Raw genomic sequence first — 23141 nt, forward strand, 5'->3', positions numbered from 1 at the left:
CAACAATTATCAATCCAAAGCTGGGAACTGCTACAACTATAGAACCCATTTGGGATCTATCCATTCGCCAACCGCTTGAGCATCAGTCGAATGAAACACAGATTGAGTTTTGCTGTCGCATGACTTAAGGTGCGCTCAAAGTTTTTGACTAGGCTCTTACACCGCTCCATCCAAGCATTCGACCGTTCAATGATCCATCGTGTTGCAACTGGGACAAACCCTGCTTTGCCTTGGGCTGCAATTTCTGCTTTCGTCGGCTTAGGTGCAAGTTGACTTCTATCTTGGTCAGGACTTGTGGATAGCGTTGTTGCTCTCTCGGTGCTAATGGTGTTCGGGTGATAGCCGTGGTCGAGCAAGATGGTAATCTTAGGAATGTTGACAGGCTTGGCTCGAAAGTAATCTTTTGTTGTGGCTCAAGAGTTCGATTAAGCCTTGGTCATCGGTCACACTTGCTTTGGTGCAATGTGTAAAAAATGGTATTCCCAGCGTATCAACAGCGAGATGTCGTTTGATGCCATTGGTGCATTTGTAATGACAGAACCCTTTAGATTCAATGCTGGCAGTGCAGGTATTCTTCACAGCTTGCGAGTCGATGATCAGCAATCTTGTCCACTTCGGTTTTTTTTGGCTTGTTGCCGCACCTGTGAATGCAACGCACTCATTATCCCTTTTAGAACCCCATCCACACGCCACTGCTTGTAATCCCAGAAAACGGTCAAGTAGGGAGGCAAGTCTTTCGGCAAATCACACCAGTTACAACCATTTTTTAGTTGGTAGAAGATGCCATCCAGGATTTGGCGCTTTGTCCATCGCGGTGGTCTGGTTTTCTGCTTCTTTGGCAGTAATGGCTTAATTAGTTCCCACTCTTTATCGCTTAAGCTGCTGCTATACGGCATTTATTTTTGATTCTAGCTCATTGCCAGAGATCCCAAATGGGTTCTATTGCACTCAACTGAGAAGGGCTATATTAGTTATCCCATTACTTGGAATAAATTATGTACAGCCTTTGGTGCTTGGTCGTGTGACCTGTTTGTTTCCACCTGCAAACAATACAATCCTGGTGCAAGCTTGTTAGGGTTTAGAATTAACTGGTATTGGGTATCTTGTGTTTGCTGCAACGAGACAATAACTTTCTCCTGTTGTGCATTGGCATCAACTAAGGTAATAATAGCGCTTAATCCTTCAAAATTTCTTGTGTGTTCTAAGATATCAGATGACACATTAATAATTTCAGCGCTCATTATTACTTCTTCATCAGGGAGGTACAAGTCATCAACGCTAATACTAATACCTGCTGTTTGTGTCCCTGACTGAATAGTTTGAGGGTTTTGAAAGTCCTCTATATTATTTTGCAGTCGCATTAAGTAAGACTGAAGCAAATTCCACACCTGAACGTTGCTTTGCAGTACACCATGAGACTCTATTAAAGGTACATCTTGCAGTTTCTTTGATAATTTAATTGGTATTGCAGACAACAGGGGTACGGTATCATCACCAGTCGCGTAATTAGCATCGAGGGGTTCTTGAGTATTTGGATTTAGTGGTAGCGTACTGTTGCTTACTTCCAATTTACCATTGGTGAGGCTGGCTGATTGAAAAGTGCTTTTCTGCCCTACACCAATTATGGGTTTAAATTCATAGGTCGTTTGATTATTAGGCTCGTTGATTAATTGTAAAAATTCCCGTGCTTCTGTGGCTCGTTCTTTGTCTACGCCCAAGATACCATCTGTTTCGGCTACCCTCTGCCAATTTTCATGGTTCTTCATTACTGGGTACATTGGCAATAACTGATATGCTGAGGTGAAGGAACGCAATACATCCGTTAAGGCTGGTAGTGGTCGCTTTTGATAGCCATTAGCAAGAAAATTCAGTGCTTTTACAGAGCCACGGTGGGGGGTGCTTAAAGTAATTAAAGCCTTGCAGTGTTCTCTACCGCCCAAATGTTCTAGATAGTAACGGGAAACTAAGCCTCCCATGCTATGAGCTATTAAAATTACCTGAGCATCAGGATATGTCTCTTGCCATAAGAGTAATTTCTTATCAATCAGCTTCTTTAATAATCTGGCTGATACTCTATTATCTCGTCGCCAGTCGTAGGCAAACTCAAAAAAGTTAGCGGGGGTATGAGAGTCAATTTTACCAAGTGTGACTTGAAAATTTTTGATCAGCTGATTTCTTAAATACAAGTAACCGTCAACCTTGAAAAACCCAGGAACTAAGGTTGCATCTTGGATTAAACCTGTCGCTTTGATACCATCGTCCAAGTAATCTCTTTCTGGATCGTCTTCAATTATTATTAGTTCTTCAAGTAACGAACGTCGAGTAAATATCTCCCTAGTTGCTCTGGTGGCTACTTGGAGTGATATATTCCAGATATCTGAACCGTTTTTTTGTAGTACGCTGCCCAAAATTCCAGGCAATTAACACTACCATATCTTTCATTAGCTTTTTTTGCATTAGCTTACACTCCTGATTAAGGTTTGGCTTGACTGTGTAACACCTGTAACAGGGGGTGAACTTTTTGGCAGGTAATTTCTATCACTTGAATATTCACAGTGAAGCTCCTATGAGCTTGCAAGCGACAATACCAAGAGTAATTGGGGGAGTAATTGTGTAATTGTACTGTTTACGAGCCATAGCTCAAATACATGAGATGGCTATTTTTCGGAAAAATTGAAAAACTAAAAAAAATAGGCGTTGCATAAATGCGGGATGAATCACTAAAATACACGTATTTCGCTATACTTGAAATAATGAAGTAATAATCGAATTGGCCAATACACAGTAGAACGCCTCAATTCATCCCTCAATTACGCAACGTCGGTGTAGACCATCAGAAGCGATCGCCCTACAATGGAAGCATATCAGCCACAAGTCTATTACATTTGAGCAAGCAATTAAAATCCCTAAAAAGCAGATTCCATAATACTTTTGACTTTTGACTTTTAATTTTTGACTTCCACCTTGCGGTACTAGCCCTCAAAAATGGATTGAAGACCGGGAATATCGTAAACCTTACCAATGCAGACACACTAGCGATAACTTGATTTGATAAACAGTGTAAGTGAATAATCCTGCACTTCCCCATCCCCAATTTCTCTGATGATGGCGATGAAAATTGCCTGCGCCTAAAAAATAGTAGTGGTGTTTGATCATCACCAATTATATGCTGAGAGGATAGTCAATAGCTAACTATTAAGTTCCTCATCTGGACTTTATGCTAGGTGTCAAATTCAGTAATTTGAATAAAATTTCTACATAAACACACACTGATGCAGCTTGATTTGCTTGAATAGCTATATTGATAGGACATTCATACGAGAGCAATTCACAATCCTGATTATGGCAAGTAAATTCATTGATGTTAGGGAATATACTGTCAGGGCGCACAAAAGACAGATTCATACTCGTGTTTTCCAGTTTGTCTGTAAAGAGTGTAACGATCTGACAAAACGTGAGACTTTCGGGCCTCGACCCTTATATTGTGAGAGATGTCGCCCTCCCCAACCCCCTAAGAAATCCCAGCCAACATCTCACAAAGCAAAACCCAGAGCAATGTCTTACAAAAGTGACATCAATTTAAATTAATTAAAGCCTTATGACTCAAAATGGACAATTAGAACCACCACCTGGCACCTTTGTCTCACCACTGTTGGAATTACGAGACTATTATGCTCGTCTCGCAGAAGAGTATGAACGCCTCTTTGTGCAGGCGCGATCGCAGCTGGATCATGTAGAAGCGTTATTATCTAACTGGTCTTTTTCTGATGCCAACAATCAGATATCAAGTCTGACGGCGGCTGATGAAACCTCAAACCTTTCCCAAGAAGGCCCTGTGCGGTTTTTATCACCTCTTGATGATATCGATGAAATCAACTTGGTGGAGTCTGTGCAGTCAGAACTTGCAGACAAAGACTTGGTTGAGATCGATAATTCTTTTTCTGCTGCTGTTGATACAAAAGAGAGTCAACCTTCAACTACATCGCCAGATCCAAAGATCGCCCTAGAGAACAACGATAGTTCAACGAAGGTAGCCGAAATCCCCATGCTACCCCAGTATCAGCACGCTCTTTCCCGAATGGAAGCCATAAAACAGCTATTGCAAGAGCAGATAGGTACTGTGTGTCATATCGATTTTATCGTGCGATCGCTTTATGGAGAGTTAGATTCCAGTCTATTCAAAGTAGTTAAAGGTAGGGTTCAATCTTCCCTCACCCAAGGCAGAGAAAGGAATTACTGGGTAACTATTCCTGATGAACCAGGTTGTTATACTCTGGATTTAAGTTTGGTAGCCCCAAGTAACCGCAATGGTGCTTCTAGGAGCATCAAAAACAAAAACAAGAAGCCTTTTGTACCCCCGACAAAAGCAGTACCGATGCTCAAAGCCTTTGAGGGTCAATTCTTAATTGATGCCCTCACCTCTCTGTTTGAAGAAAATCCAGGTCAAGTTTTCAGCGTTGCTGAAGTCATCGCCGGAATTTATGGAGAACTAGATTCTCAGCAACTTCGAGAGGTCAAAAATAAGGTACTGAACGAATTATCTAGAGGCTATCGAACAGGCAGATTCTCTAGGGTTCCTAACCAAATTGGCTTCTATACTTGGGACTCCAATATGATATTGGAGGGTAATTCTCGTTAGATTGGGGATTGGGGATTGGGGATTGGGAATTGTTATTCTTTTGCTGTCTCTTTGACCCTCTGCCCTTCTATTGTCTGTTCCCTGTTCCCTGCTCCCTGCTCTCCCCCAGTCCCCAGCCCCCAATCTGCCTATCCCAAAAACAGCTTGTATGCCGGATTCTTGTTTTCATCCCAATAGCGATAGCCCAGGTTATCGAGAAAAGCTTGCCACTCTTCCATCTCGTACGGGGGAACCTGGATACCAACAACGATTCGTCCGTAGTCTGACCCATTGTTGCGGTAGTGAAAAAGACTGATATTCCAATTGGGACTCATGGAAGTAACAAACTTCATCAATGCACCGGGACGTTCGGGAAACTCAAAACGGTAGAGCAATTCATTGTGAGCCAGGAGAGAATGCCCACCCACCATGTGCCGCAGATGTAATTTAGTTAGTTCGTCGTCTGTTAAATCAAGAGTTTCAAATCCTTGAGCTTCAAAGGTTTCTACCATCTTTGCAGCATCGGCACGATTTTGAATTTGCACACCGACAAAAATATGGGCTGTTTTTTCATCGGCAATGCGATAATTAAACTCTGTAAGATTACGGTTGCCAATACATTCACAAAACTGGCGAATACTTCCCCGTTCCTCTGGAATTGTGACTGCAAAGATAGCTTCGCGACGTTCGCCGAACTCTGCCCGTTCTGCCACAAAGCGGAGGCGATCAAAATTCATGTTTGCACCACAGGCGACAGCAATTAAGGTTTGTCCCTCGATTTGCTCTCGTTCTGCGTAGGCTTTGGCAGCTGCGATCGCCAATGCACCAGCTGGTTCTAAAATGGATCGCGTATCCTCAAACACGTCTTTAATTGCAGCACAAGTATCGTCTGTACCCACCAAAATGATTTCATCTACATACTGCTGACACAAACGGAAGGTTTCTTCACCTACTTCTCGCACCGCTACCCCATCAGCAAATAACCCCACTTGAGACAAGCGCACGCGATGTCCGGCTTTTAGCGACTGAGACATCGCATCAGCATCTACTGGTTCAACCCCAATAATCTTGATTTCGGGACGCAAGCGTTTTACATAAGCCCCAATCCCAGAAATTAATCCGCCCCCTCCAATTGCGACAAAAATAGCATGGATGGGTTGCTGATATTGTCGTAAAATTTCCATCCCGATTGTTCCCTGTCCAGCAATGACATCAGGATCATCGAAAGGATGAATAAAGGTCAAACCTTTTTCTATTTCTAATTCACGGGCATAGCTATAAGCATCGTCGTAGGTGTTTCCATGTAACACGACTGCTCCACCCCTCATTCTAACCGCGTCCACCTTGACTTGGGGTGTGGTTACTGGCATGACGATAATCGCTTTGGTTCCCAAGCGATTGGCTGCAAGGGCGACTCCTTGAGCATGGTTTCCCGCAGATGCTGCGATTACACCCTGTGCCAATATATCTGGTGGTAGCTGCACCATTTTGTTATAAGCACCACGCAGTTTAAAAGAAAATACTGACTGCATATCCTCACGTTTCAGCAGCAGTTGATTATTCAGCCGCGCAGACAAATTTGGGGCATACTCCAGTGGTGTTTCCTGGGCAACATCGTACACACGGGCAGTCAGGATTTGGATGAGGTAGTCGCAAAACATGGGCGTCAAGGTGTTAGCAAATGCCGGATGGAAACTAATTTTACGTTACAAGCGATCGCACTGGTTTTATTTAATTACACACCCTCAAAATTTTGAGTGAATAAAATTTAAAAATTACTAATACTGTTTGAAGAGAAATCAGTTCAGTAATTGAATTTTTTTAGTGACCTTAAATTCAGTGCGATCGCTGGTAAATTTATTTTAAACGAGTTTCGCTAACTGTCCGAGTATTTAGATCAACAGATAACTATAATGTTGCTTATGAACATAACTTCTCAATTTATGTTAAGGTATGCATTAAAGATTAAATTCGGCTGTATAGTTTGTTTTTATATATACTTGTATTACAGACCTCTCCGGATCTAAATCTCTACACCCCCTGATTCTGGAGACATTCTATGTCAATTTACGTCGGTAACCTATCTTATGAGGTTAAAGAAGATGACCTCCGGCACGTCTTTGCAGAATACGGAACGGTAAAAAATGTTCAATTGCCTATTGACCGAGAAACAGGCCGGATGAGAGGTTTTGGCTTTGTAGAAATGGAATCAGACGCACAAGAAACAGCAGCGATTGAGGCCCTTGATACTGCTGAGTGGATGGGTCGGAGCTTAAAAGTTAATAAAGCCAAGCCCAAAACAGACGGAGGTTCCTCAGGCGGTAGACGAGGTGATGGTGGTTCCTCTCGCCGCTATTAAGGTTTAAAACTAAGAATTTAACTCTAAAGTCTTGAGGGCAGACAAGGCGTCTGCCTTTTTTTGTGCTTTGGTTGACTGGAGTATTTACCAATGAACCCAGAAGCTAAACATATTGTTAGCGAACTAAGGCGTGAGTTCTACTCTAACTTTGCTACTGCTATGAATATACCGGTGAGCATAACTGGTACATCTTATAGTAGTAATTCACCGATCGCATCTTGGATGGATCATAGGCAAAGACTGAACTATCTAAATGTATACGCTTATACAGCACCTGATGAATTTGTCCCATTGCGCCCATTCATTCTTCGACTGGCTATTAACAAGAGTGCTGGTAGAATCACGACGTTCAAAAAAGGACAAGTCTGCCGAGGTCTTAATTTGATGTGGGACTTTGAGTTAACTGTACTACCAAAAGAAATTTTAGACTTTCTTCCCTGGATAGTTAATTTAGTTGAGTCCCATGACAAAAGTTCGCCCTTATTGCTACAATCACCACCCCATTCATTTGAATTAGAAGTGCCAGAAGTCGGGTTATTTAATAACGCATGGACTCAAAAAGCTTGGCTGCTTGCAAATTCCACAATAGACTTATCCGAAATATAATCTGCATGCATAAAAAATGGTAGAACCTAAATTTGAACGTCTACCATTTGTCTACCATAATGAAAAATCTTACAACTTTAATATTTGCCTATATATTCTACATATACAGCAATCCTATTTGATTGCGTAAAAAAATCTAAGTATATGTAAGGTGCATTAGTACGGAGTCCGTAACGTACAAAAATACTCTTACGGTGCCGTACTTTCGTCTAACACAACGTCAGTTCGCTCAAGTCGGGAAACCCGCCCACACGACTGCCTCCCCTACGTGTATTTAACAAATAAAATATCAGTTTTATATATATTCAGATATTTTCTGAATTATCTTCACATTCTTTATGAATAAATAATAAAAATGTAAAGATGCCAGTTGCACAGCATTAAATCTAAAAACTTTTAAATTTCAATAGCTTGTTCCTATCTTAAAATTGATGCACTTAATACATTTTTTGTGTAAAAATGATTTCTAAGTACTACACAATTTCCAACTTGAGATGCCAAGCTATGCATATCAAATGCGTAGGTAAATAAATCAATGTCTACTCTCCAAAAACTATCATTAGCCTTAGTTGGAACAGCAGTTTTTTTCATGAGTGCTAACCCTGCTGGCGCTGTTAGCCTAACTATAGGAAATTCCACATCTGTTCCAGGAGAAGGTCAAAAGACTAATACTCCAGAAACTACAACGATCGACTTCAATTCAGGGACAGCAACTGATCCAAAAGGATTTGCTACTTACTCTGGAAGCAATGGAATTGTCAAAGGGGATATAACTAATCAATATGCTACACCCTTGGGTAATAACAGCTATTACCTAACAGTTGCGCCCTCAGGTCTTCAGAATATTCCAGGAAGTGGTGATGAAACTATTACCTTTGCTAATCCTATTGATTACTTTGGCTTCTACTGGGGGTCTATAGACGCATATAACTATGTTTCGGTCTATAGCGGAAGTAATCTAATAGCAACATTTAGTGGCAAATCTGTTCCAGGCGCTTCAGCTGATGGTAATCAGACTAGTCCTACAAATAATGTCTATGTTAATTTGTTAGCAGATACTAGTAAAGGAGAGACTTTTGATAAAGTAGTTTTCAGTTCAACTGGTCTTGCATTTGAAACTGATAACCATAGTTACAAGCTAGCTAGTGTTCCTGAACCTACTGCAATCTTGGGCTTGTTAGCGTTCGGTGTTGTGAGTGCTGGTTCATTTCTGAAACGGAAATCAAAGTTAGTTTAAAATAATCTCTTCACATCGTTTTAAAAAATAACAATATCCTTCTCATTTTAAGATATAAAACCCAGTAAAAAATGCTGGATTTTAATTTTGATATCATCAAAAAAAGTGAAGACGCAAAAATTAGCAATTCAAAATTCAACGAAAATCGGCGGGAATCCCATACCTTATGCCTGATAATTAATAAAGCAATCTACAGAGAGCAAAGATGCAAACTCTCCAAAAACTCTCCCTCCCAAGTATGGGCTGCGGGACTTGGGCCTGGGGCAACCAACTGCTTTGGGGATATAACGAAAGTATGGATGACCAATTGCAAGCGGTGTTTAACCTTTGTGTAAGCAACAGTGTGACTTTATTTGATACAGGTGATTCTTACGGAACTGGGAGATTGAATGGTCGAAGTGAGTTACTTCTGGGACGATTCAGCCAACAATATGTAGGTTCAGGCAAAGAAAATATTTGTATTGCGACTAAGCTTGCTGCTTACCCGTGGAGATGGACACGTCAATCGATGATAAAGGCTTGCAAGTCATCTGCCCAACGCCTGGGAAGAAACGTAGATTTGGTACAGATGCACTGGTCTACAGCAAACTATGCTCCTTGGCAAGAGGGAGGGCTGCTGGATGGTCTTACCGATCTGTATGAGCAAGGACTAGTCAAAGGAGTGGGACTATCCAATTATGGGCCTAAACGGCTTAAGCAAGTGCAGAAAAAGTTTGCTGAACGAGGCGTCTCTATTACTACTCTGCAAGTTCAATACTCTTTGTTGTCTACATATCCTGTCACCCAACTAAAGCTCAAAGACCTTTGTGATGAGTTGGGAATTAAACTGATTGCCTACAGCCCTCTAGCTTTGGGACTACTGACAGGAAAATATTCTGAGCAAGGCCCTTTGCCCAAAGGCATCCGAGGTCTGCTGTTTAGGCAGATATTACCAGGAATGCGATCGCTTTTGGCATGTTTACAAGAGGTGGCACAGTCTAGAAACAAAACTATGTCTCAGGTAGCAATTAATTGGTGCATCTGTAAAGGAACCATTCCCATCCCTGGAGCAAAGAGCGTTGAACAAGCGAAGGAGAATATTGGTGCATTGGGTTGGCAATTAGACGCCAATGAGATTGCAGAGTTGGATAGGGCGGCAGTGAATGCAGACAAAAAAATGGTACAAAATATCTTTCAAACTAAGTAAGTCGGTGAGAATAAATCAAACTAGATTAAGTAATGTACTTTGGGGTTCTTCGGGTTTAATAAGTAATCAAGCGGACATGATATTAATTATGTTTAGCAAAAGCCAAGTCACTTTCAATTAACTTGGCACCTGTTAGGTTAGCCCCACTCAAATTGCAGAAGTTAAAATTTGCGCCTCTGAGGTCAGCTAGCGATAGATTAGCTCCTGTTAAATCTGCATCAGTTAGGTTAACTTCATTTAAGTTAGCACTACTTAGGTTAGCCCCCCTCATATCTGCTAGTTGTAGGTCTGCCCCCTTTAGGTTTGCCCTCATTAGGTATGCCTTACTCAAGTTAGCTCCACTTAAATTAGCTTCACTTAGGTCTGCTGCTGTTAAATTAGCTTTACTTAGATTGGCTTGACTTAGGTCTGCCCAACTCAACTTTGCATAACTTAGATTAATTTCACTCAGTTTCGCCGATGCAATTACTGCACACCTCAAATTAGCATTAATAAAATTTCTTTCTCCCATTGCATAACGGCGTAAAATTTCATCAGTTGCTACTCTGTGTAAAACAGCTTTTGATGCGCCTTGATAACACCATGTAGCTTCTAATAGTTTGGTAGCAGTATTAACAGCTACCTCATCACATTTAGTTATTATTACACCATTGCAGCCATCCCACTGACCGTTAAGCACAAAGGCAATCTCACTAGCGGCAGCAATTGAGTCAAATAGTAAAATAGATTCTTTGTGCTGTTTTAACCAGCTATTCCAACCAATGGAGATAATATTTTTCATTTGTATAAGTTTTGCCGCGTTAAGTTTTGTACGCCAGTTCATGACAGAGCGCTGCACAAAGACCTACAACACTGATGCAGCCCATTTACAGCGCCCAGTCACAAAGGAGTTACAATCAGATTAAGTACAAACTCTGCAAGAACTAAGTTCTAAGCAGCTGAGTCTGAGCGTTCTATTTGCCGCCTAATGGTATCAATAGAAGCATTAATGCCAGCAAGTTTGGACTCTAAATCATCTCGCATCCAAATTAAGAATCTTAATTTCCGCTCTAAGCTAGCTTTGTGCGAAATGGGTTCGCTTCCATAACAGGCATTACCCCAAAAAGGAAACATAGTTTACCTCTGTATTTAGCTTTTGTAACAGTGCAATATATTGCACTACTACACTACATTATGACTAATCACAATCAGACTGGTGTGTGTAACAACCGACCTAAATTGTTCGTGCTTAACGAACTTTGCTAAAAGTTATCTGTTCAACTGGCAGAGTTTAACATACTGCCATCAAATCTTTCCATTTCTCTTTTAAGAAAAAGTTGAAGTGACAGTGCTAACAATTGCTAACTTTTTCTTCTTGCTTCAACTTGGAAGTATCCCCAATGACAAATGACAAATGACAAATCATTACCGATATATTATTTTTTACAAACCCTATGGCGTTCTGTGCCAGTTTACAAAAGATGCTCCCACACATAGCACCCTGAAAGATTATATTGATGTACCTGATGTGTATCCTGTGGGACGCTTAGACTGGGATAGTGAAGGGTTGCTGCTGTTAACGAACGATGGGCAATTGCAACATCGCCTCGCCCATCCGCGTTTTGGTCATAAACGTACTTACTGGGTACAGGTAGAGCGAATTCCAGATGCTGATGCTATAAAAAGGTTGCAAACAGGTGTGGAAATTCAAGATTATCGCACTCAAGCAGCAGAAGTTAGGCTATTACCACAAGAGCCACAACTACCTGAGCGCACTCCGCCAATTAGATTTCGCAAAAATGTACCGACAGCTTGGCTGGAAATGACTTTGACAGAGGGAAAAAACCGCCAAGTACGGCGTATGACTGCGGCTGTAGGGTTTCCGACTTTGCGACTGGTTAGGGTTAGCATAGCCCACCTACAATTAGATGATCTACAATTGGGTCAATGGCGCGACCTTACCACATCTGAACTCCAATTTCTGCATAATTTCAGTAAATCCAAAAGTTTTCCTTCAAAGGCGAATGCTCTATAACAATAAGTAGACTTTCTATTGTGAGCCAGCGACTTCCAATCTGATACCATTTTGAATTTTATATTTTAGACTTCGGCTACGCTCAGTCGAACGATTTTGGATTGGAAACCGCTTAGTGTATCTGGGTTTTATCTGTCCATCTGTCGCAATTATTTTTAAAATTGCTATGAGGGGCATTTTGCACATTTGGGATGCACTGGCTATATCAACCAAAACTTTGAACAATATATATATCATTTCCCGTATCGCCCACTAAAAGCAAGCTACTGTCATCACTTTCTAAATTTCGACTGCCAGCAATACCCTTTTGCAGAACTTTAATTATTCTTTGGGGAGTAAAAGACTCTAATTCCACAACCTTTCCAGATTCCAACCATGCTAATTCTTCAACAGATAAACTTTGACGAACTTCTTCAGGCAATTGTTTAGCTGCTTGCGCCGACTCTGGAGAGGATTGAATGAACATTCCGCGTTTAGTAGCGATAATTTGACGTGGCGTTAGTCCGATATCAAGAATTACAATCTCACTATTGAGAAACCAATTAGCATTGGTTCTTAAATTATGAACTAAACCAATTCCTCGTGAATTGCAATCATGCACTGCATAGACTTTCAAATCGGGGTTTCGGCGCAGCATTTGCATTGTGGTGTCAAAAATGCTTTGCGGATATCCAGTAATGCTGAGAATTGCACAGTTGTTTTCAAAGTGAAAATTATTAGCGATTAATAGTTGAGCAATACTAGCACTATCACAAACGACTAATCTATCAAAACTGTAAGCAGTCACATCAGGATTAACCGTGGACAGTGTATTTTCCTGCTTTGGAGAAGGAAGAATTTTGAGAATTAAACCATTGATTTGTTGCCAACGGTCTAGCCAATCTTTAATTTGAGATTGTGAAAACAACAATTCCTGCGTTACTAATCCGATTCTACCTATCTGTCGAGTTCCTAAGTATATCGATAGCATCCCCATACTAACGAAAATAACAAATAGAGCAAATGAATTCACACTGATGCTAAATAAAATTCCTCCAACAATAATGATTCCTCCTAGAATTTGTAAAGCCCTGGCATTTGCCTGGCGAGCTTTGTTATTGAGCTTGCTAGACTTACTAGATTGTAAAAATATTATAATAACAATAAAATTTAAAATTAACGGGACTATAAAAGAACTAGGAATGGCTGTAAAAAAGCTAAATATTATAAATGGAACCAACCAGAGAAATCCTGAAAATGATTTAGCCCGGAGACGATGATCTAGAAAATAAAGCAGTTGTTTGGGTGTAAAAAACAAGGTGTTATTTGCAGAAATTTCAGCGATCGCCTTTGCAAAAAAAGGATCAGTAATCTTAACATTACTCGTACTAGTCGGTTCAAAAGCAAAGGGATGATTGCATTTGATACACCGACCTTGATTAGCTGTTCGGTCTTTTAATTTATTGTCAGTTCCGCAATTAATACACTTCATAATGGTAGTTTGATGTTAGTTATTAATTGTTAGTCAATACGGTTCAGATCAGACTTTATCCCCCCTAACCCCCCGATAAATTGGGGGGAACTATCAAGTACCTGATTTGTTAGCAGAACACTGTAGTCTTCTCGTTGACGAATCAGCCGATGTGTGCAATTTTCTAGCAAGACTTCCGCAGGTTTGGGGCGGTGTAAAAAGTGAGACGACATGGCATAACCATAAGCACCGACATCTAGAATGGCAACGATATCACCAATTTCTAGCAATGGAAGTTGGCAATTTTTCCCCAGGTAATCTCGTGAATAGGTGGTGTTTCCACAAATATCAGTTTTGAATAGGGAGACGCGATTAATCGCGTCTGTACAAGAGATGCGATTAATCGCGTCTGTACAGGAGTGGGGAGTGGGGGATTTGTTTGCTTGCTTCCAAGTGATGATTTCTCGGTAGCCACCGTGTACTGAGGGTACTGAAAGATTAGCAACGGTGGTATCAACTCCGACAATCTGTTTTTCTCCTTGCCATTTCACTGAAACAACTTGAGCAAGCAAGGTAGCACATCCAGCGATCGCAGATCGTCCCGGTTCAATCACCAAATCAATTTCCCGCCCTAAACGAGTAATTTTCTCGGTTAACTCAGCCCCAAATATTTCCCAGTCAAAGGCTGTTTTATTGTGATGATACGGGTAGCCAAAACCACCACCAAAATCTAAATATTCCCAATCTGGTAACTGTTGTGCTGTGGCAATTACCGTGTCAATCACCTGGGTAAAAGCGGTTGTGGCATTAGTTCCAGTCCCTCGATAGAAGTGTAAACCACTCAGCTTTAATCCAACCTCACCAGTTAAAGCGATCGCATCACCAAATTCTTCAGGACGCACACCAATTCGGCTATCTCCCGTAATTTCTGGCAAATTGAGGCGTAAACCCAGGCGAATATATTTCTCTCTGCCTTTGGGCAAAACTTCGCAGCACAACTGCAACTGAGCTAGACTATCAAAATTGAGAGTTGTAACTCCCCAATTCAAGACTTGTAGCATCTGTGCCCGATTCAAATTACTGCCGCTATAAACAATCTCACTAGGATCGAAACCAGCTTGCAATCCCAGGTAAATATCTCCTGGGGTATTGGCGTGAAGTCCCCATCCAAATGAGCGAAAAATTTTTAACAGCGCAATGTTGCCATTGGTAACACTGGCAAAGTGAAATTGCGTGCGCGGATAGCTGACTGCTTTGGTAATGCGCTCAATAGTTTCGCCCAAGCGATCGCCATTATAAACATAAAGCGGAGAACCGTAGTTATTCAGTAACTCCTGAGCAAGTTCTTTGGTGAATGGGGGGGATGCTCCCATTATTTTTTCACTCTTAACTCCTGTACAGACGCGATTAATCGCGTCTGTACTGATATTTGTTTTATCTAACCTTGCCATCGCTTATAACTCCTCCATAGCCAACGAGGTAACCAAAAGGGATGATCCCAGGAATGTTTACTTAGTTTTTCATTTAAAACATGCGATCGCCAAAGTTGCCACATAATAAGTAACCAGAGAGTCTCACCAATCCGACGGCCTTGAATAGCTGCTCCTAGTTTGCCTTCAAGGATTTGTGCTGCGATGTCAGGATAAAAGTGATTGTTAGCGCGAAGGATCTCAGGATTGAGCCAGATGCCCAGCTGATGCCAAAAATCATTTAAACACCAAGAAGTTAAGGGAACCCCCATACCCCGCTTTTGTCGCCAGACAATTTCCGGTGGGAGCCAATTTTCTACAGCCCGCTTGAGGATATATTTTTCACAGGCTCCCTGCAAACAGAGTTCTCCAGATAGGCAAAATGTCCACTCAGCTAAAGGTAAGTCACAAAAAGGCGATCGCACCCATAATCCATGAGCTAACCCCAATGCAGTCGCACGGGGATGGATATTCTGTGCCCCTTTGAGCATCAAACTGGCACGACGGAGGCGATGCAGCAAAGATGGACACTCATTGCGATCGAGAGCCGCCAACAGCCAATCTTCGGGATGCAAATTTTGGATCTGTGCATAGACCTCTGGCTGATAAACTTGAGATTCGTATCCCCCAAGACGGTGAAAGGTGCGGAGATATTGCTGGATAAAAGTTTCCTGTCCGGCGGGATTTTCTGCTTGATAAACACCTGCGGCAATTAAAGGTTTATTCGTCCAACCAGCAAATAATTGATCTCCACCTTCGCCGTTAAAAATTACCTGAGTTTCCTGACTCGCCCTCTGAGATAGGAGATACAACGGAACACACACCCCATCTCCAAAGGGCAAATCCAATGCTTGCACAGCAGGAATTAGGGCATTTTTGATCGAACTTGGGGTTACTGCAACTTTAAGTAGCGGAATTTTGAGAAACTCGGCGACTTGTTCAGAGTATGGATATTCTGGAATGCCTGCGTCACCAAAATCTAAAGTATAGGCGCGGACTTTCACCCCTGCTTGTACCAGCAGCGCCGCCACCACTGAAGAATCGAGTCCGCCAGAGAGAAACACCCCAACAGGCTCATCTTTTAAATCGGCAATCTGTCGCTCAATCGAGTCTTTCAGGAGAGTTTGCAATTGGTAAATTGCTGTAGCTTCATCTGTTAACTGTTTTGGCGCTTCCCGCCACGAATGGATGTTCTTAGATTTAGGCGTTTGCAGAATACCTGATTGACAATCACTCTGCCAAACTAATTCAGTTCCCGCCGGAATTGCAAACACTCCATTAACAGGGGTTAAAGGTGTTGGAACGTAAGAAAAACAGCTATAGCCATATAACCCAGAAATGCTAACTTCTGACTGTTGCAAAATCGGTAAAAGTAGTTGCAGTTGGGATGCAAACCAGATCACTTGTCCTTGCACAGTCCAATACAAAGGCATCTTTCCGAAAGGTTCTCTACCCAAAATTAGGCAGTTGTTTTCCTGGAGACTCACCCAAGCATCGGGTGAAGTTAATAATCCTGATGCCGAGATAGCAGCAACTTGATTTTGTTGCGGTGGCGAATTTCCATTAAGTCCTATGTAAACAACATTCCAGATTTTCAGACCTAACCCCCTAACCCCCAACCCTACAAGGGTTGAGGGAAAATTCAAAGCCTCTCCCCTTGAAGGGGAGAGGTTTGGAGAGAGGTTTTCTAGAACACTATTTAACAGCGCTTCCAACTCCTGTTGAGCGCCGTAACCCCAATAACCAAGAAAGTGATGCGGGATGTTGCCCATCTAGACTATTTCACTTCAAAGGTTTCATCGCTAAGGAGCCGACCTTCCAGAAACATCTGCACCTTCCAATTGCCAACAGTTGCAGCCGGATTAATAGTGTAGCGACACTGGGTATCCCAGACAGAGGTATTAATTTCGCGGGTTTGATAGTTGTTTTGCTTGACAATTTGACCACTTGGGTCAATCCAATTACAAGAGAGAGCCAGCTTTTTACCCAAGGGTGCATCCTTTAAAGTGACACGGTAAGAAACTTCTGGATTGGTTTGACGGGAAACTGTCTTCAAGTCACCGCCACTATTTTGCACCAAGGTGATGCGGTCTTGTTGAGCAGAAACACGAGAAAGTGTAGAATTCTGTTGCTGCATGAAAAATATTGTAGATGCAATGGCAACCACTACAACTGCCACCACTCCAGAGGTAATCCATCGATTCCGGCGTTGCTGTATTTCCAGTGCTTGGCGGCGATTTAACTGAATCAGCGCTTCATCCAGTAACCCTGGCGGTAAATTTAACTCCTGTAAAATTTCTCTAATCTGCTGTTGGTCTAATTCCGCTTCCCGACGCACTTGTAGACCTTCTACTTCTGTGACTATTTGTGATAATTGTTCTTGAGTCAGTCGCTGCGTCATAGCTTAACTCCTATTAAAAAAACTTTATGGCGATCGCTGATTACGTGCGATCAAAAAAATCTATATTAGACATCTCACTTTTTTAGGTACATCATAAGCTACAAAATAAAGTTGTTGCTTTTCGGATTCTTTCTGAGATATCTTTCCGAAAGCTTTATTTATTTTGAACCAATCTAAAATCGTTCGACTGAGCGTAGCCGAAGTCTAAAATCGTTCGACTGAGCGTAGCCGAAGTCTAAAATCTAAAATTGATATGACTCAAGAACAACAAACGGCAATTGAAGGTATCTATGAAGTCTGTATCGGTATCCCAGAGCCAATTTCGGCAATTCAGTATTGGGAGCAATTTGGCTATCGCATTGGTGAAATGGGTGAATTAACCGCAGATGTAGCCAATCAATTATATGGTGTGAATTCCTCTTTACGCTCAATCCGCCTCTACCACCAAAATGCAGATCATGGTTTGATTAGGCTGATGGTTTGGCAAAACCCCACCCATGAAGGTTTGGGAACAGCGTCAATGAAAATTAAAGGAAATCGCTGGGCGACAAGCTTAACGGCAGATGTTTTAAGTATCTTAAATCATATAGAGGATGCAAAAGCGGCTGGTTTGCCTATTAGGTACACTAACCCTTATTGGGAAGTCATCTACAACAAAGAGAGGAAAAGCCGTCCTTTTATTGAGCCAGCAGTTGGTGTGCGAGAAATGCTGCTACTGCAACCCTTAGCTCGACAGGTTTTATTTCAACGGTTTGGCTATACACTACCGGATTACGGACAAGTTAACCAGAATGCTGCACTCAAGACTAGTCAGTTTACCCACATGGGAATCATCGTTCAAGATGACAGCAAAGAAACGCTGAAGTTTTATGAAGAAGTTTTGGGTTTGCTGCGTGTGCGTGATGATGTTGAAACTAGCTATGAATCTTCACCAGCAGGTAAAGATATTTTTGACCTTAACCCTGGTGAAAAGTTTATTGTCACGACCTTTGATGATCCCCGTTCTTCTAGGTCTGACCTGATGGCCGCACGCAGTGGTAGACTTTACATCATTCGATTCCCAGAAGAGATGAATTTAGAATCGCGCTTTGAGGCAGCCCAACCAGGTAGCTTGGGTATGTCTTTATATACCTATCGGGTAAAGGGAATACAGGAGTATTGCGATCGCATTAAAGCAAGTACTGTACAAAAAGTTACAGATATCATTAGTAATGAGTTTGGCGAGACGAGTTTTTCCTTCGTTGCGCCAGATGGCTACTTCTGGACTTTGCTAGAAGGTAATTAACTATAACGTCTCCCCCAAATCAAGATAATTGTAGGTTGGGTTAAACGAAGTGAAACCCAACAAATGCCTAAAAATGTTGGGTTTCGTTCCTCAACCCAACCTACGCAAATTTATTTTTCTGACTTAACCCAAGCGTATTGAACTATAACGTTTCTCCCAAATCAAGAACTGTTGGAGAATTATTGAATGCTGGTGGCGAAGTCGTATTTGCCTCCACGTTCAAGGGCACGTTCGTAAGCAGGCCGTGCATGGATGCGCTCGATAAATTGCTTAATCTTTGGTCGGCTTGAGATCAGTTCAGCTTCCATAGCGACTATTTCCAGAGGAAAGCTCATTTGGATATCGGCGGCAGTAAATTCTTCGCCTACAAACCATGTACTCTTATGAAGTTCACTTTCTATGTAGTCAAAGTGAAGCTTGATCTGGGGTGCGATAAATGCTTCGTTTACGCTGCTGTCTCCTACACCAAAACGGTTGAAGACGAGGTTCATCACTAGAGGCGGCATTGCGGAGCCTTCAGCGTAATGCAGCCAATATGTGTAGCGCAGACGCTCCTTAGTACCGGATGGCGGGATTAGCCGACCATTGCCGTAGCGACTCACTATGTATTCGATGATAGCGCCCGACTCAGCAACAGTCTCTTCTGCATCTGTGATTACTGGTGACTTGCCGAGCGGATGGACTTCGCGCAGCGATGTTGGAGCCAGCATCGTTTTTTCATCGCGTTCGTAGAACTTAATCTCGTATTCAATACCTAATTCTTCAAGCAGCCACAGCACACGCTGCGATCGCGAGTTGTTGAGATGATGGACAACGATCATAATAGATACTTTTTCACAATCGAGTTGATAGGAGCTTTTGCTCATCTCAACCTATCATCAGTTCCCCCACTCTTTATCTATCTGGTGGTTTGTTTTGGATATTAGTGTAGATCAAGCTATTGGCAGTTTCCATACATTAAGCAATCAAGTGGCGATCGCCCGAATGACAATTTTGACTCGCTTGAATTCTTTAGGGTGAGGCAATAGACCCAATTTTTTGGTAATTTAGCCTTATTGCTGCCAATAACGGAATCAAGCCAAAAAGTGACTAATCATTCAGATTTTCATTGACTACGAACCCACAATCATTAGCAGGGGTTGCGACTGCATTCCCTGGTGATTCCAGCTTTGACTTTGAAGAATTGGCTGGTATCGACTTTGTTATGGTCTTCATTTTAAAGTTTGATGGTTGTAGATGAATATAGGAATAATCCAGCCTTACAGTAACGGGTTTTTAGAAGTTGTACCAGAGAGCGATTATTGGCAGATTGCAGCTATACACATCAATGGCCAAGCCTACTGCCCAACTCCTCAGCTTTATCGATCAGAAAAAGTGGCATTAGCAAAAGCTACACAAATTTATGATTGGCTAGCTGACCACGAAGCAGAAATGAGTGGTGAGGGTTGCTACTGCTCTGAATTGAAACTCATCCTATGGCAGCAACCGAAAATATCTTAGTACAGTTTTGCATAAAAGCGTAGCGTTTTTAATGCAGGGGAACGCATTAGCATTGTCACCCGACGCATTGGTATTGCAGGGTATTGCCAAATTTAATTCGCTACGAATTAATGAAAATCTGTACTTAGTTAACCTTGTATTAATAGCTGCTTAGAGTAAGCCTGTAGTCCCTGCCTCAAGTGTGGGGATTTTACTTTGTTGATAGGATGCGATCGTGTAGCGTCTGGTAGAGTTGCCCGTCACAGGTATCGCTTTTTTTTGTTCAAGCCTTCGCGTTCAAGCTTTGTGCGATCGCTCTCCAGCATCATAGTCAGGCACAATACTTTCTACATTTGGTAGTCTTTGCCAGGTATACTTATATCAGGTTCGGTTAAACACTTATAATTAGGACTTACGTAAACAATAGCCGAAGCCCTGATTTTACGGTAGGGGCAATTCATGTAGACCCAAAGCGGTGAGGGTTTCACTGCCGTACCCTTAGGGGAATCTTGCTACAACCCAACCTACATTAATAGATTTTATTAGAAGTAATCACCCGAACTTGATATTACGCATTGACAAGAAATACCAAATATAAATTAGTTTAAAAACCACATCTTTCGTAGGGGCACAGCAATGCTGTGCCCCTACAGCATGGTCTATTTACGACAATTTGTTGAGTTGCTTGTGAAGAGATTCTACAATACCTTGCGTTGGGCCAGATGCTCAAGGATATCTTGGCGTGAGCGCCAAACTTGTCGCAACGAATTTGAGAATGGATTAGCACCAATATACACCGAGTTTCAATCCCTAATAGGGATTTTAGGTAATTGCAATGATAACTGTAAAAGCTTTGCCTAACCCAGTCGCGTTTCAATCCCTAATAGGGATTTTAGGTAATTGCAATTACTCTGCTGGTGTCAATAGGGCAATATCGTCGTTTCAATCCCTAATAGGGATTTTAGGTAATTGCAATAAGATCCACAGGGCAATGCTATTACCGATATTTCTGTTTCAATCCCTAATAGGGATTTTAGGTAATTGCAATAGGGAGTTACGTTAACGTTGTTGTTCCTATTCCAGTTTCAATCCCTAATAGGGATTTTAGGTAATTGCAATATACACTCCGGTTTTGTCACCTGTCCAAAGGTTTGTTTCAATCCCTAATAGGGATTTTAGGTAATTGCAATATACACTCCGGTTTTGTCACCTGTCCAAAGGTTTGTTTCAATCCCTAATAGGGATTTTAGGTAATTGCAATCGTGTATCGAAAAACAATAAAGAAGTAGGTATAAGTTTCAATCCCTAATAGGGATTTTAGGTAATTGCAATCAAGGCAGCCTACACCTACATGCAAGAAGTTTTCAGTTTCAATCCCTAATAGGGATTTTAGGTAATTGCAATCTAACGGTACGTACCGCATCGACAAAAGATCCCCTGTTTCAATCCCTAATAGGGATTTTAGGTAATTGCAATTTTCCTCAAAATTATAACTTTGCTCTAAAGCTTTTTTGTTTCAATCCCTAATAGGGATTTTAGGTAATTGCAATTTCGTGGACTACTTGAGTCTCCACCATGTTTCTGTTTCAATCCCTAATAGGGATTTTAGGTAATTGCAATTCGCCCGTGTCGTCGGGCACACTAACTTTGAAAGTTTCAATCCCTAATAGGGATTTTAGGTAATTGCAATTGGATATATCTTCTCAAGTTCCGTGGGGCGTCATTTGTTTCAATCCCTAATAGGGATTTTAGGTAATTGCAATTTTGCAGCAACTAACGTGATCCAAATCCTTTCAAAGTTTCAATCCCTAATAGGGATTTTAGGTAATTGCAATGTAAAACCACCAGTTTGGTTAACAGTTTCTTTGAAAATGTTTCAATCCCTAATAGGGATTTTAGGTAATTGCAATGCGAATGCAAAAATCATAACACGAGGAGTTGTGATTTGGCTAGAGGCAAATGGCTGAAAACTAGTCTCCATAAGGTGCGCGGATGGTTTAGAAATGCTAACACTCTCAAGTTCTTGCATATAGGGCAATTCAGCCATTTTTGTAGTCACTCCTTCCCGAACACCTACCCATCCGCGCATTCAGCGAAAAAACTAATCTGATGGAAAAGCTGCTTACTTATAAATATCCTACTTGATTAGGTTAGCTGACCAACCTTACTTGGCAGCGTCTTCAAAGTCTGTTATGGCACAAGCAAACTCCCTAAAAGCTGTTTTAATCAAAACTTCTTTCGTTCCCCTTTCCAGCGAAGAATTGCGTATGAGGTCTGTTAATTCTATGAACAGCAGAGAAAACATAAAACGATCTTGGCGGTCAACTTGTTTCAAGCAAGACGATATAAACTGATAAAGCTCTGTTTTTCTAGGTTTGGTTTGTTCTTCCCATATTTGTAACCCAAGCCGAAAAGTTCTCAAACGGATTTCATTACTGTTGAAGGACGCGTCTTTGTAGCGGACTGATACGCGTTGGGGTATATCCATGAGTTTTAACTATACATATTCAATGTAAAGTAATTATTCACTTATATTTTGGCTGATCCGGAAAAATTTGATATTTTGCACCAATTCCAACAACCACCATAGGTTAGAAACGAATTACTTGCGTGGACTGACGGTTAAGGATAGCACAGATGTGCTACCCTTAACTCTCATCAATTTAGAGGATGCCCCAGAAATGGAGTAAGCCTTGACCAGAAAAAGCTTCAATCAAAATGGCAGATAGAAAACCAATCATCGCAAGACGACCGTTCCAGTTTTCACTCTGAGGAGTGAAGCCAAAACGCACAGCATTAGGATCTTCTGAAACGATAGGCGCAGGATTCTTAAAACCTGTCATCAGTAAAACTCCAAAGTTCAAGTTTTGTAGCAGTTGTAACTGTCTGTAAAGTAATGTAACAGATGTTTAAAAAGATGCAACATTGAGTTGATAAAGAAAAGCTGAAGAAAAATCTGCTCGACATTGTTTCATTTCCATTCACCTTGAAGAGTAAAAGCTGCCCAATAATAAGGTGCGGCATATTTTTGAGTGCG

At 41.5% G+C, this 23141-nt stretch carries 24 protein-coding genes and 1 CRISPR repeat array; of the genes, 10 read left to right on the forward strand and 14 right to left on the reverse strand.

Features of this window, described 5'->3' with window-relative positions; all coding sequences use genetic code 11:
- Positions 1–56 precede the first annotated feature (56 nt).
- The 4 genes from ACFFAP_RS19210 to ACFFAP_RS19225 form a co-directional block, all read right to left on the reverse strand.
- Complete coding sequence (locus tag ACFFAP_RS19210; protein WP_375512698.1) at positions 57–356, reverse strand: IS5/IS1182 family transposase; 300 nt, start codon at positions 354–356, stop codon at positions 57–59.
- A gap of 10 nt (positions 357–366) precedes the next feature.
- Positions 367–693 (reverse strand): transposase, encoded by a 327-nt coding sequence (locus ACFFAP_RS19215; protein WP_375512699.1) that lies wholly within the window; start codon positions 691–693, stop codon positions 367–369.
- The gene (locus ACFFAP_RS19220; RefSeq protein ID WP_375512700.1) at positions 597–896 is read right to left on the reverse strand and encodes a transposase; all 300 of its coding nucleotides are present in this window, start codon (positions 894–896) and stop codon (positions 597–599) included. Before ACFFAP_RS19220 ends, ACFFAP_RS19215 begins: the two co-directional genes overlap by 97 nt.
- Positions 897–971: 75 nt before the next feature.
- Positions 972–2420 carry an alpha/beta fold hydrolase gene (locus ACFFAP_RS19225; RefSeq protein ID WP_375512701.1) on the reverse strand — a complete coding sequence of 483 codons (1449 nt, stop codon included), beginning with the start codon at positions 2418–2420 and terminating at the stop codon, positions 972–974.
- Between the two features lie 922 nt (positions 2421–3342).
- Between ACFFAP_RS19225 and ACFFAP_RS19230 the strand changes: the two genes are divergently transcribed.
- Both ACFFAP_RS19230 and ACFFAP_RS19235 read left to right on the forward strand, forming a co-directional pair.
- The gene (locus ACFFAP_RS19230) at positions 3343–3588 is read left to right on the forward strand and encodes a hypothetical protein (protein WP_334940898.1); all 246 of its coding nucleotides are present in this window, start codon (positions 3343–3345) and stop codon (positions 3586–3588) included.
- Positions 3589–3598: 10 nt separating this feature from the next.
- On the forward strand, positions 3599–4639 hold the full coding sequence (locus ACFFAP_RS19235) for a hypothetical protein (protein WP_375512702.1): 1041 nt from the start codon (positions 3599–3601) through the stop codon (positions 4637–4639).
- 128 nt (positions 4640–4767) lie between these two features.
- On the opposite strand, the gene ilvA is transcribed toward ACFFAP_RS19235, so the two are convergent.
- On the reverse strand, positions 4768–6279 hold the full coding sequence (ilvA, locus tag ACFFAP_RS19240) for a threonine ammonia-lyase, biosynthetic (RefSeq protein ID WP_375512703.1): 1512 nt from the start codon (positions 6277–6279) through the stop codon (positions 4768–4770).
- A 398-nt stretch (positions 6280–6677) separates the two neighbouring features.
- On the opposite strand from ilvA, the gene ACFFAP_RS19245 reads away from it, so the two are divergent.
- The 4 genes from ACFFAP_RS19245 to ACFFAP_RS19260 all read left to right on the forward strand — a co-directional run bounded on the left by ACFFAP_RS19245 (position 6678) and on the right by ACFFAP_RS19260 (position 10006).
- Positions 6678–6977, forward strand: coding sequence for an RNA-binding protein (locus ACFFAP_RS19245; RefSeq protein WP_229461975.1), 300 nt, complete (start codon positions 6678–6680; stop codon positions 6975–6977).
- Positions 6978–7067: 90 nt separating this feature from the next.
- Positions 7068–7583, forward strand: a complete 516-nt coding sequence (locus tag ACFFAP_RS19250; RefSeq protein WP_375512704.1) for a hypothetical protein — start codon at positions 7068–7070, stop codon at positions 7581–7583.
- A gap of 535 nt (positions 7584–8118) precedes the next feature.
- Positions 8119–8820, forward strand: a complete 702-nt coding sequence (locus tag ACFFAP_RS19255; protein WP_375512705.1) for a PEP-CTERM sorting domain-containing protein — start codon at positions 8119–8121, stop codon at positions 8818–8820.
- Between the two features lie 205 nt (positions 8821–9025).
- Complete coding sequence (locus tag ACFFAP_RS19260; RefSeq protein WP_375512706.1) at positions 9026–10006, forward strand: aldo/keto reductase; 981 nt, start codon at positions 9026–9028, stop codon at positions 10004–10006.
- A gap of 82 nt (positions 10007–10088) precedes the next feature.
- Here ACFFAP_RS19260 and ACFFAP_RS19265 read toward each other — a convergent pair whose 3' ends face one another.
- Positions 10089–10787 (reverse strand): pentapeptide repeat-containing protein, encoded by a 699-nt coding sequence (locus ACFFAP_RS19265; protein WP_375512707.1) that lies wholly within the window; start codon positions 10785–10787, stop codon positions 10089–10091.
- A 149-nt stretch (positions 10788–10936) separates the two neighbouring features.
- Positions 10937–11119 (reverse strand): hypothetical protein, encoded by a 183-nt coding sequence (locus ACFFAP_RS19270; RefSeq protein ID WP_375512708.1) that lies wholly within the window; start codon positions 11117–11119, stop codon positions 10937–10939.
- Between the two features lie 280 nt (positions 11120–11399).
- Between ACFFAP_RS19270 and ACFFAP_RS19275 the strand changes: the two genes are divergently transcribed.
- Positions 11400–12020, forward strand: a complete 621-nt coding sequence (locus ACFFAP_RS19275) for an rRNA large subunit pseudouridine synthase E (protein WP_375512709.1) — start codon at positions 11400–11402, stop codon at positions 12018–12020.
- Between the two features lie 205 nt (positions 12021–12225).
- Here ACFFAP_RS19275 and ACFFAP_RS19280 read toward each other — a convergent pair whose 3' ends face one another.
- The 4 genes from ACFFAP_RS19280 to ACFFAP_RS19295 are packed head-to-tail and all read right to left on the reverse strand — an operon-like array spanning position 12226 to position 17340.
- The gene (locus ACFFAP_RS19280; protein WP_375512710.1) at positions 12226–13491 is read right to left on the reverse strand and encodes a hypothetical protein; all 1266 of its coding nucleotides are present in this window, start codon (positions 13489–13491) and stop codon (positions 12226–12228) included.
- Positions 13492–13520: 29 nt separating this feature from the next.
- Complete coding sequence (locus tag ACFFAP_RS19285) at positions 13521–14921, reverse strand: diaminopimelate decarboxylase family protein (RefSeq protein ID WP_375512711.1); 1401 nt, start codon at positions 14919–14921, stop codon at positions 13521–13523.
- Positions 14909–16711 carry an asparagine synthetase B family protein gene (locus ACFFAP_RS19290; protein WP_375512712.1) on the reverse strand — a complete coding sequence of 601 codons (1803 nt, stop codon included), beginning with the start codon at positions 16709–16711 and terminating at the stop codon, positions 14909–14911. The genes ACFFAP_RS19285 and ACFFAP_RS19290 overlap by 13 nt, the downstream gene beginning before the upstream one ends.
- Positions 16712–16716: 5 nt before the next feature.
- A complete protein-coding gene (locus ACFFAP_RS19295) occupies positions 16717–17340 on the reverse strand; it encodes a DUF3859 domain-containing protein (RefSeq protein ID WP_375512713.1) in 624 nt (207 codons plus the stop codon).
- A 253-nt stretch (positions 17341–17593) separates the two neighbouring features.
- Between ACFFAP_RS19295 and ACFFAP_RS19300 the strand changes: the two genes are divergently transcribed.
- Complete coding sequence (locus tag ACFFAP_RS19300) at positions 17594–18625, forward strand: VOC family protein (protein ID WP_375512714.1); 1032 nt, start codon at positions 17594–17596, stop codon at positions 18623–18625.
- A 179-nt stretch (positions 18626–18804) separates the two neighbouring features.
- On the opposite strand, the gene ACFFAP_RS19305 is transcribed toward ACFFAP_RS19300, so the two are convergent.
- Positions 18805–19446, reverse strand: coding sequence for a glutathione S-transferase family protein (locus tag ACFFAP_RS19305; protein WP_375512718.1), 642 nt, complete (start codon positions 19444–19446; stop codon positions 18805–18807).
- A gap of 37 nt (positions 19447–19483) precedes the next feature.
- On the opposite strand from ACFFAP_RS19305, the gene ACFFAP_RS19310 reads away from it, so the two are divergent.
- Positions 19484–19645 (forward strand): hypothetical protein, encoded by a 162-nt coding sequence (locus tag ACFFAP_RS19310; protein ID WP_375512715.1) that lies wholly within the window; start codon positions 19484–19486, stop codon positions 19643–19645.
- Positions 19646–19861: 216 nt separating this feature from the next.
- Entirely contained in the window at positions 19862–20125 is a 264-nt protein-coding gene (locus tag ACFFAP_RS19315; protein WP_375512716.1) for a hypothetical protein, read from the forward strand.
- A gap of 779 nt (positions 20126–20904) precedes the next feature.
- Positions 20905–22014: a CRISPR direct-repeat array (repeat unit 37 nt; unit sequence GTTTCAATCCCTAATAGGGATTTTAGGTAATTGCAAT).
- A gap of 254 nt (positions 22015–22268) precedes the next feature.
- Here ACFFAP_RS19315 and ACFFAP_RS19320 read toward each other — a convergent pair.
- Both ACFFAP_RS19320 and ACFFAP_RS19325 read right to left on the reverse strand, forming a co-directional pair.
- Complete coding sequence (locus tag ACFFAP_RS19320) at positions 22269–22592, reverse strand: hypothetical protein (RefSeq protein WP_375512717.1); 324 nt, start codon at positions 22590–22592, stop codon at positions 22269–22271.
- Positions 22593–22767: 175 nt separating this feature from the next.
- Complete coding sequence (locus tag ACFFAP_RS19325; RefSeq protein ID WP_012407782.1) at positions 22768–22947, reverse strand: chlorophyll a/b-binding protein; 180 nt, start codon at positions 22945–22947, stop codon at positions 22768–22770.
- Positions 22948–23141: the final 194 nt, after the last annotated feature.

This window comes from uncultured Nostoc sp., assembly GCF_964245575.1.
GTDB lineage: Bacteria > Cyanobacteriota > Cyanobacteriia > Cyanobacteriales > Nostocaceae > Nostoc.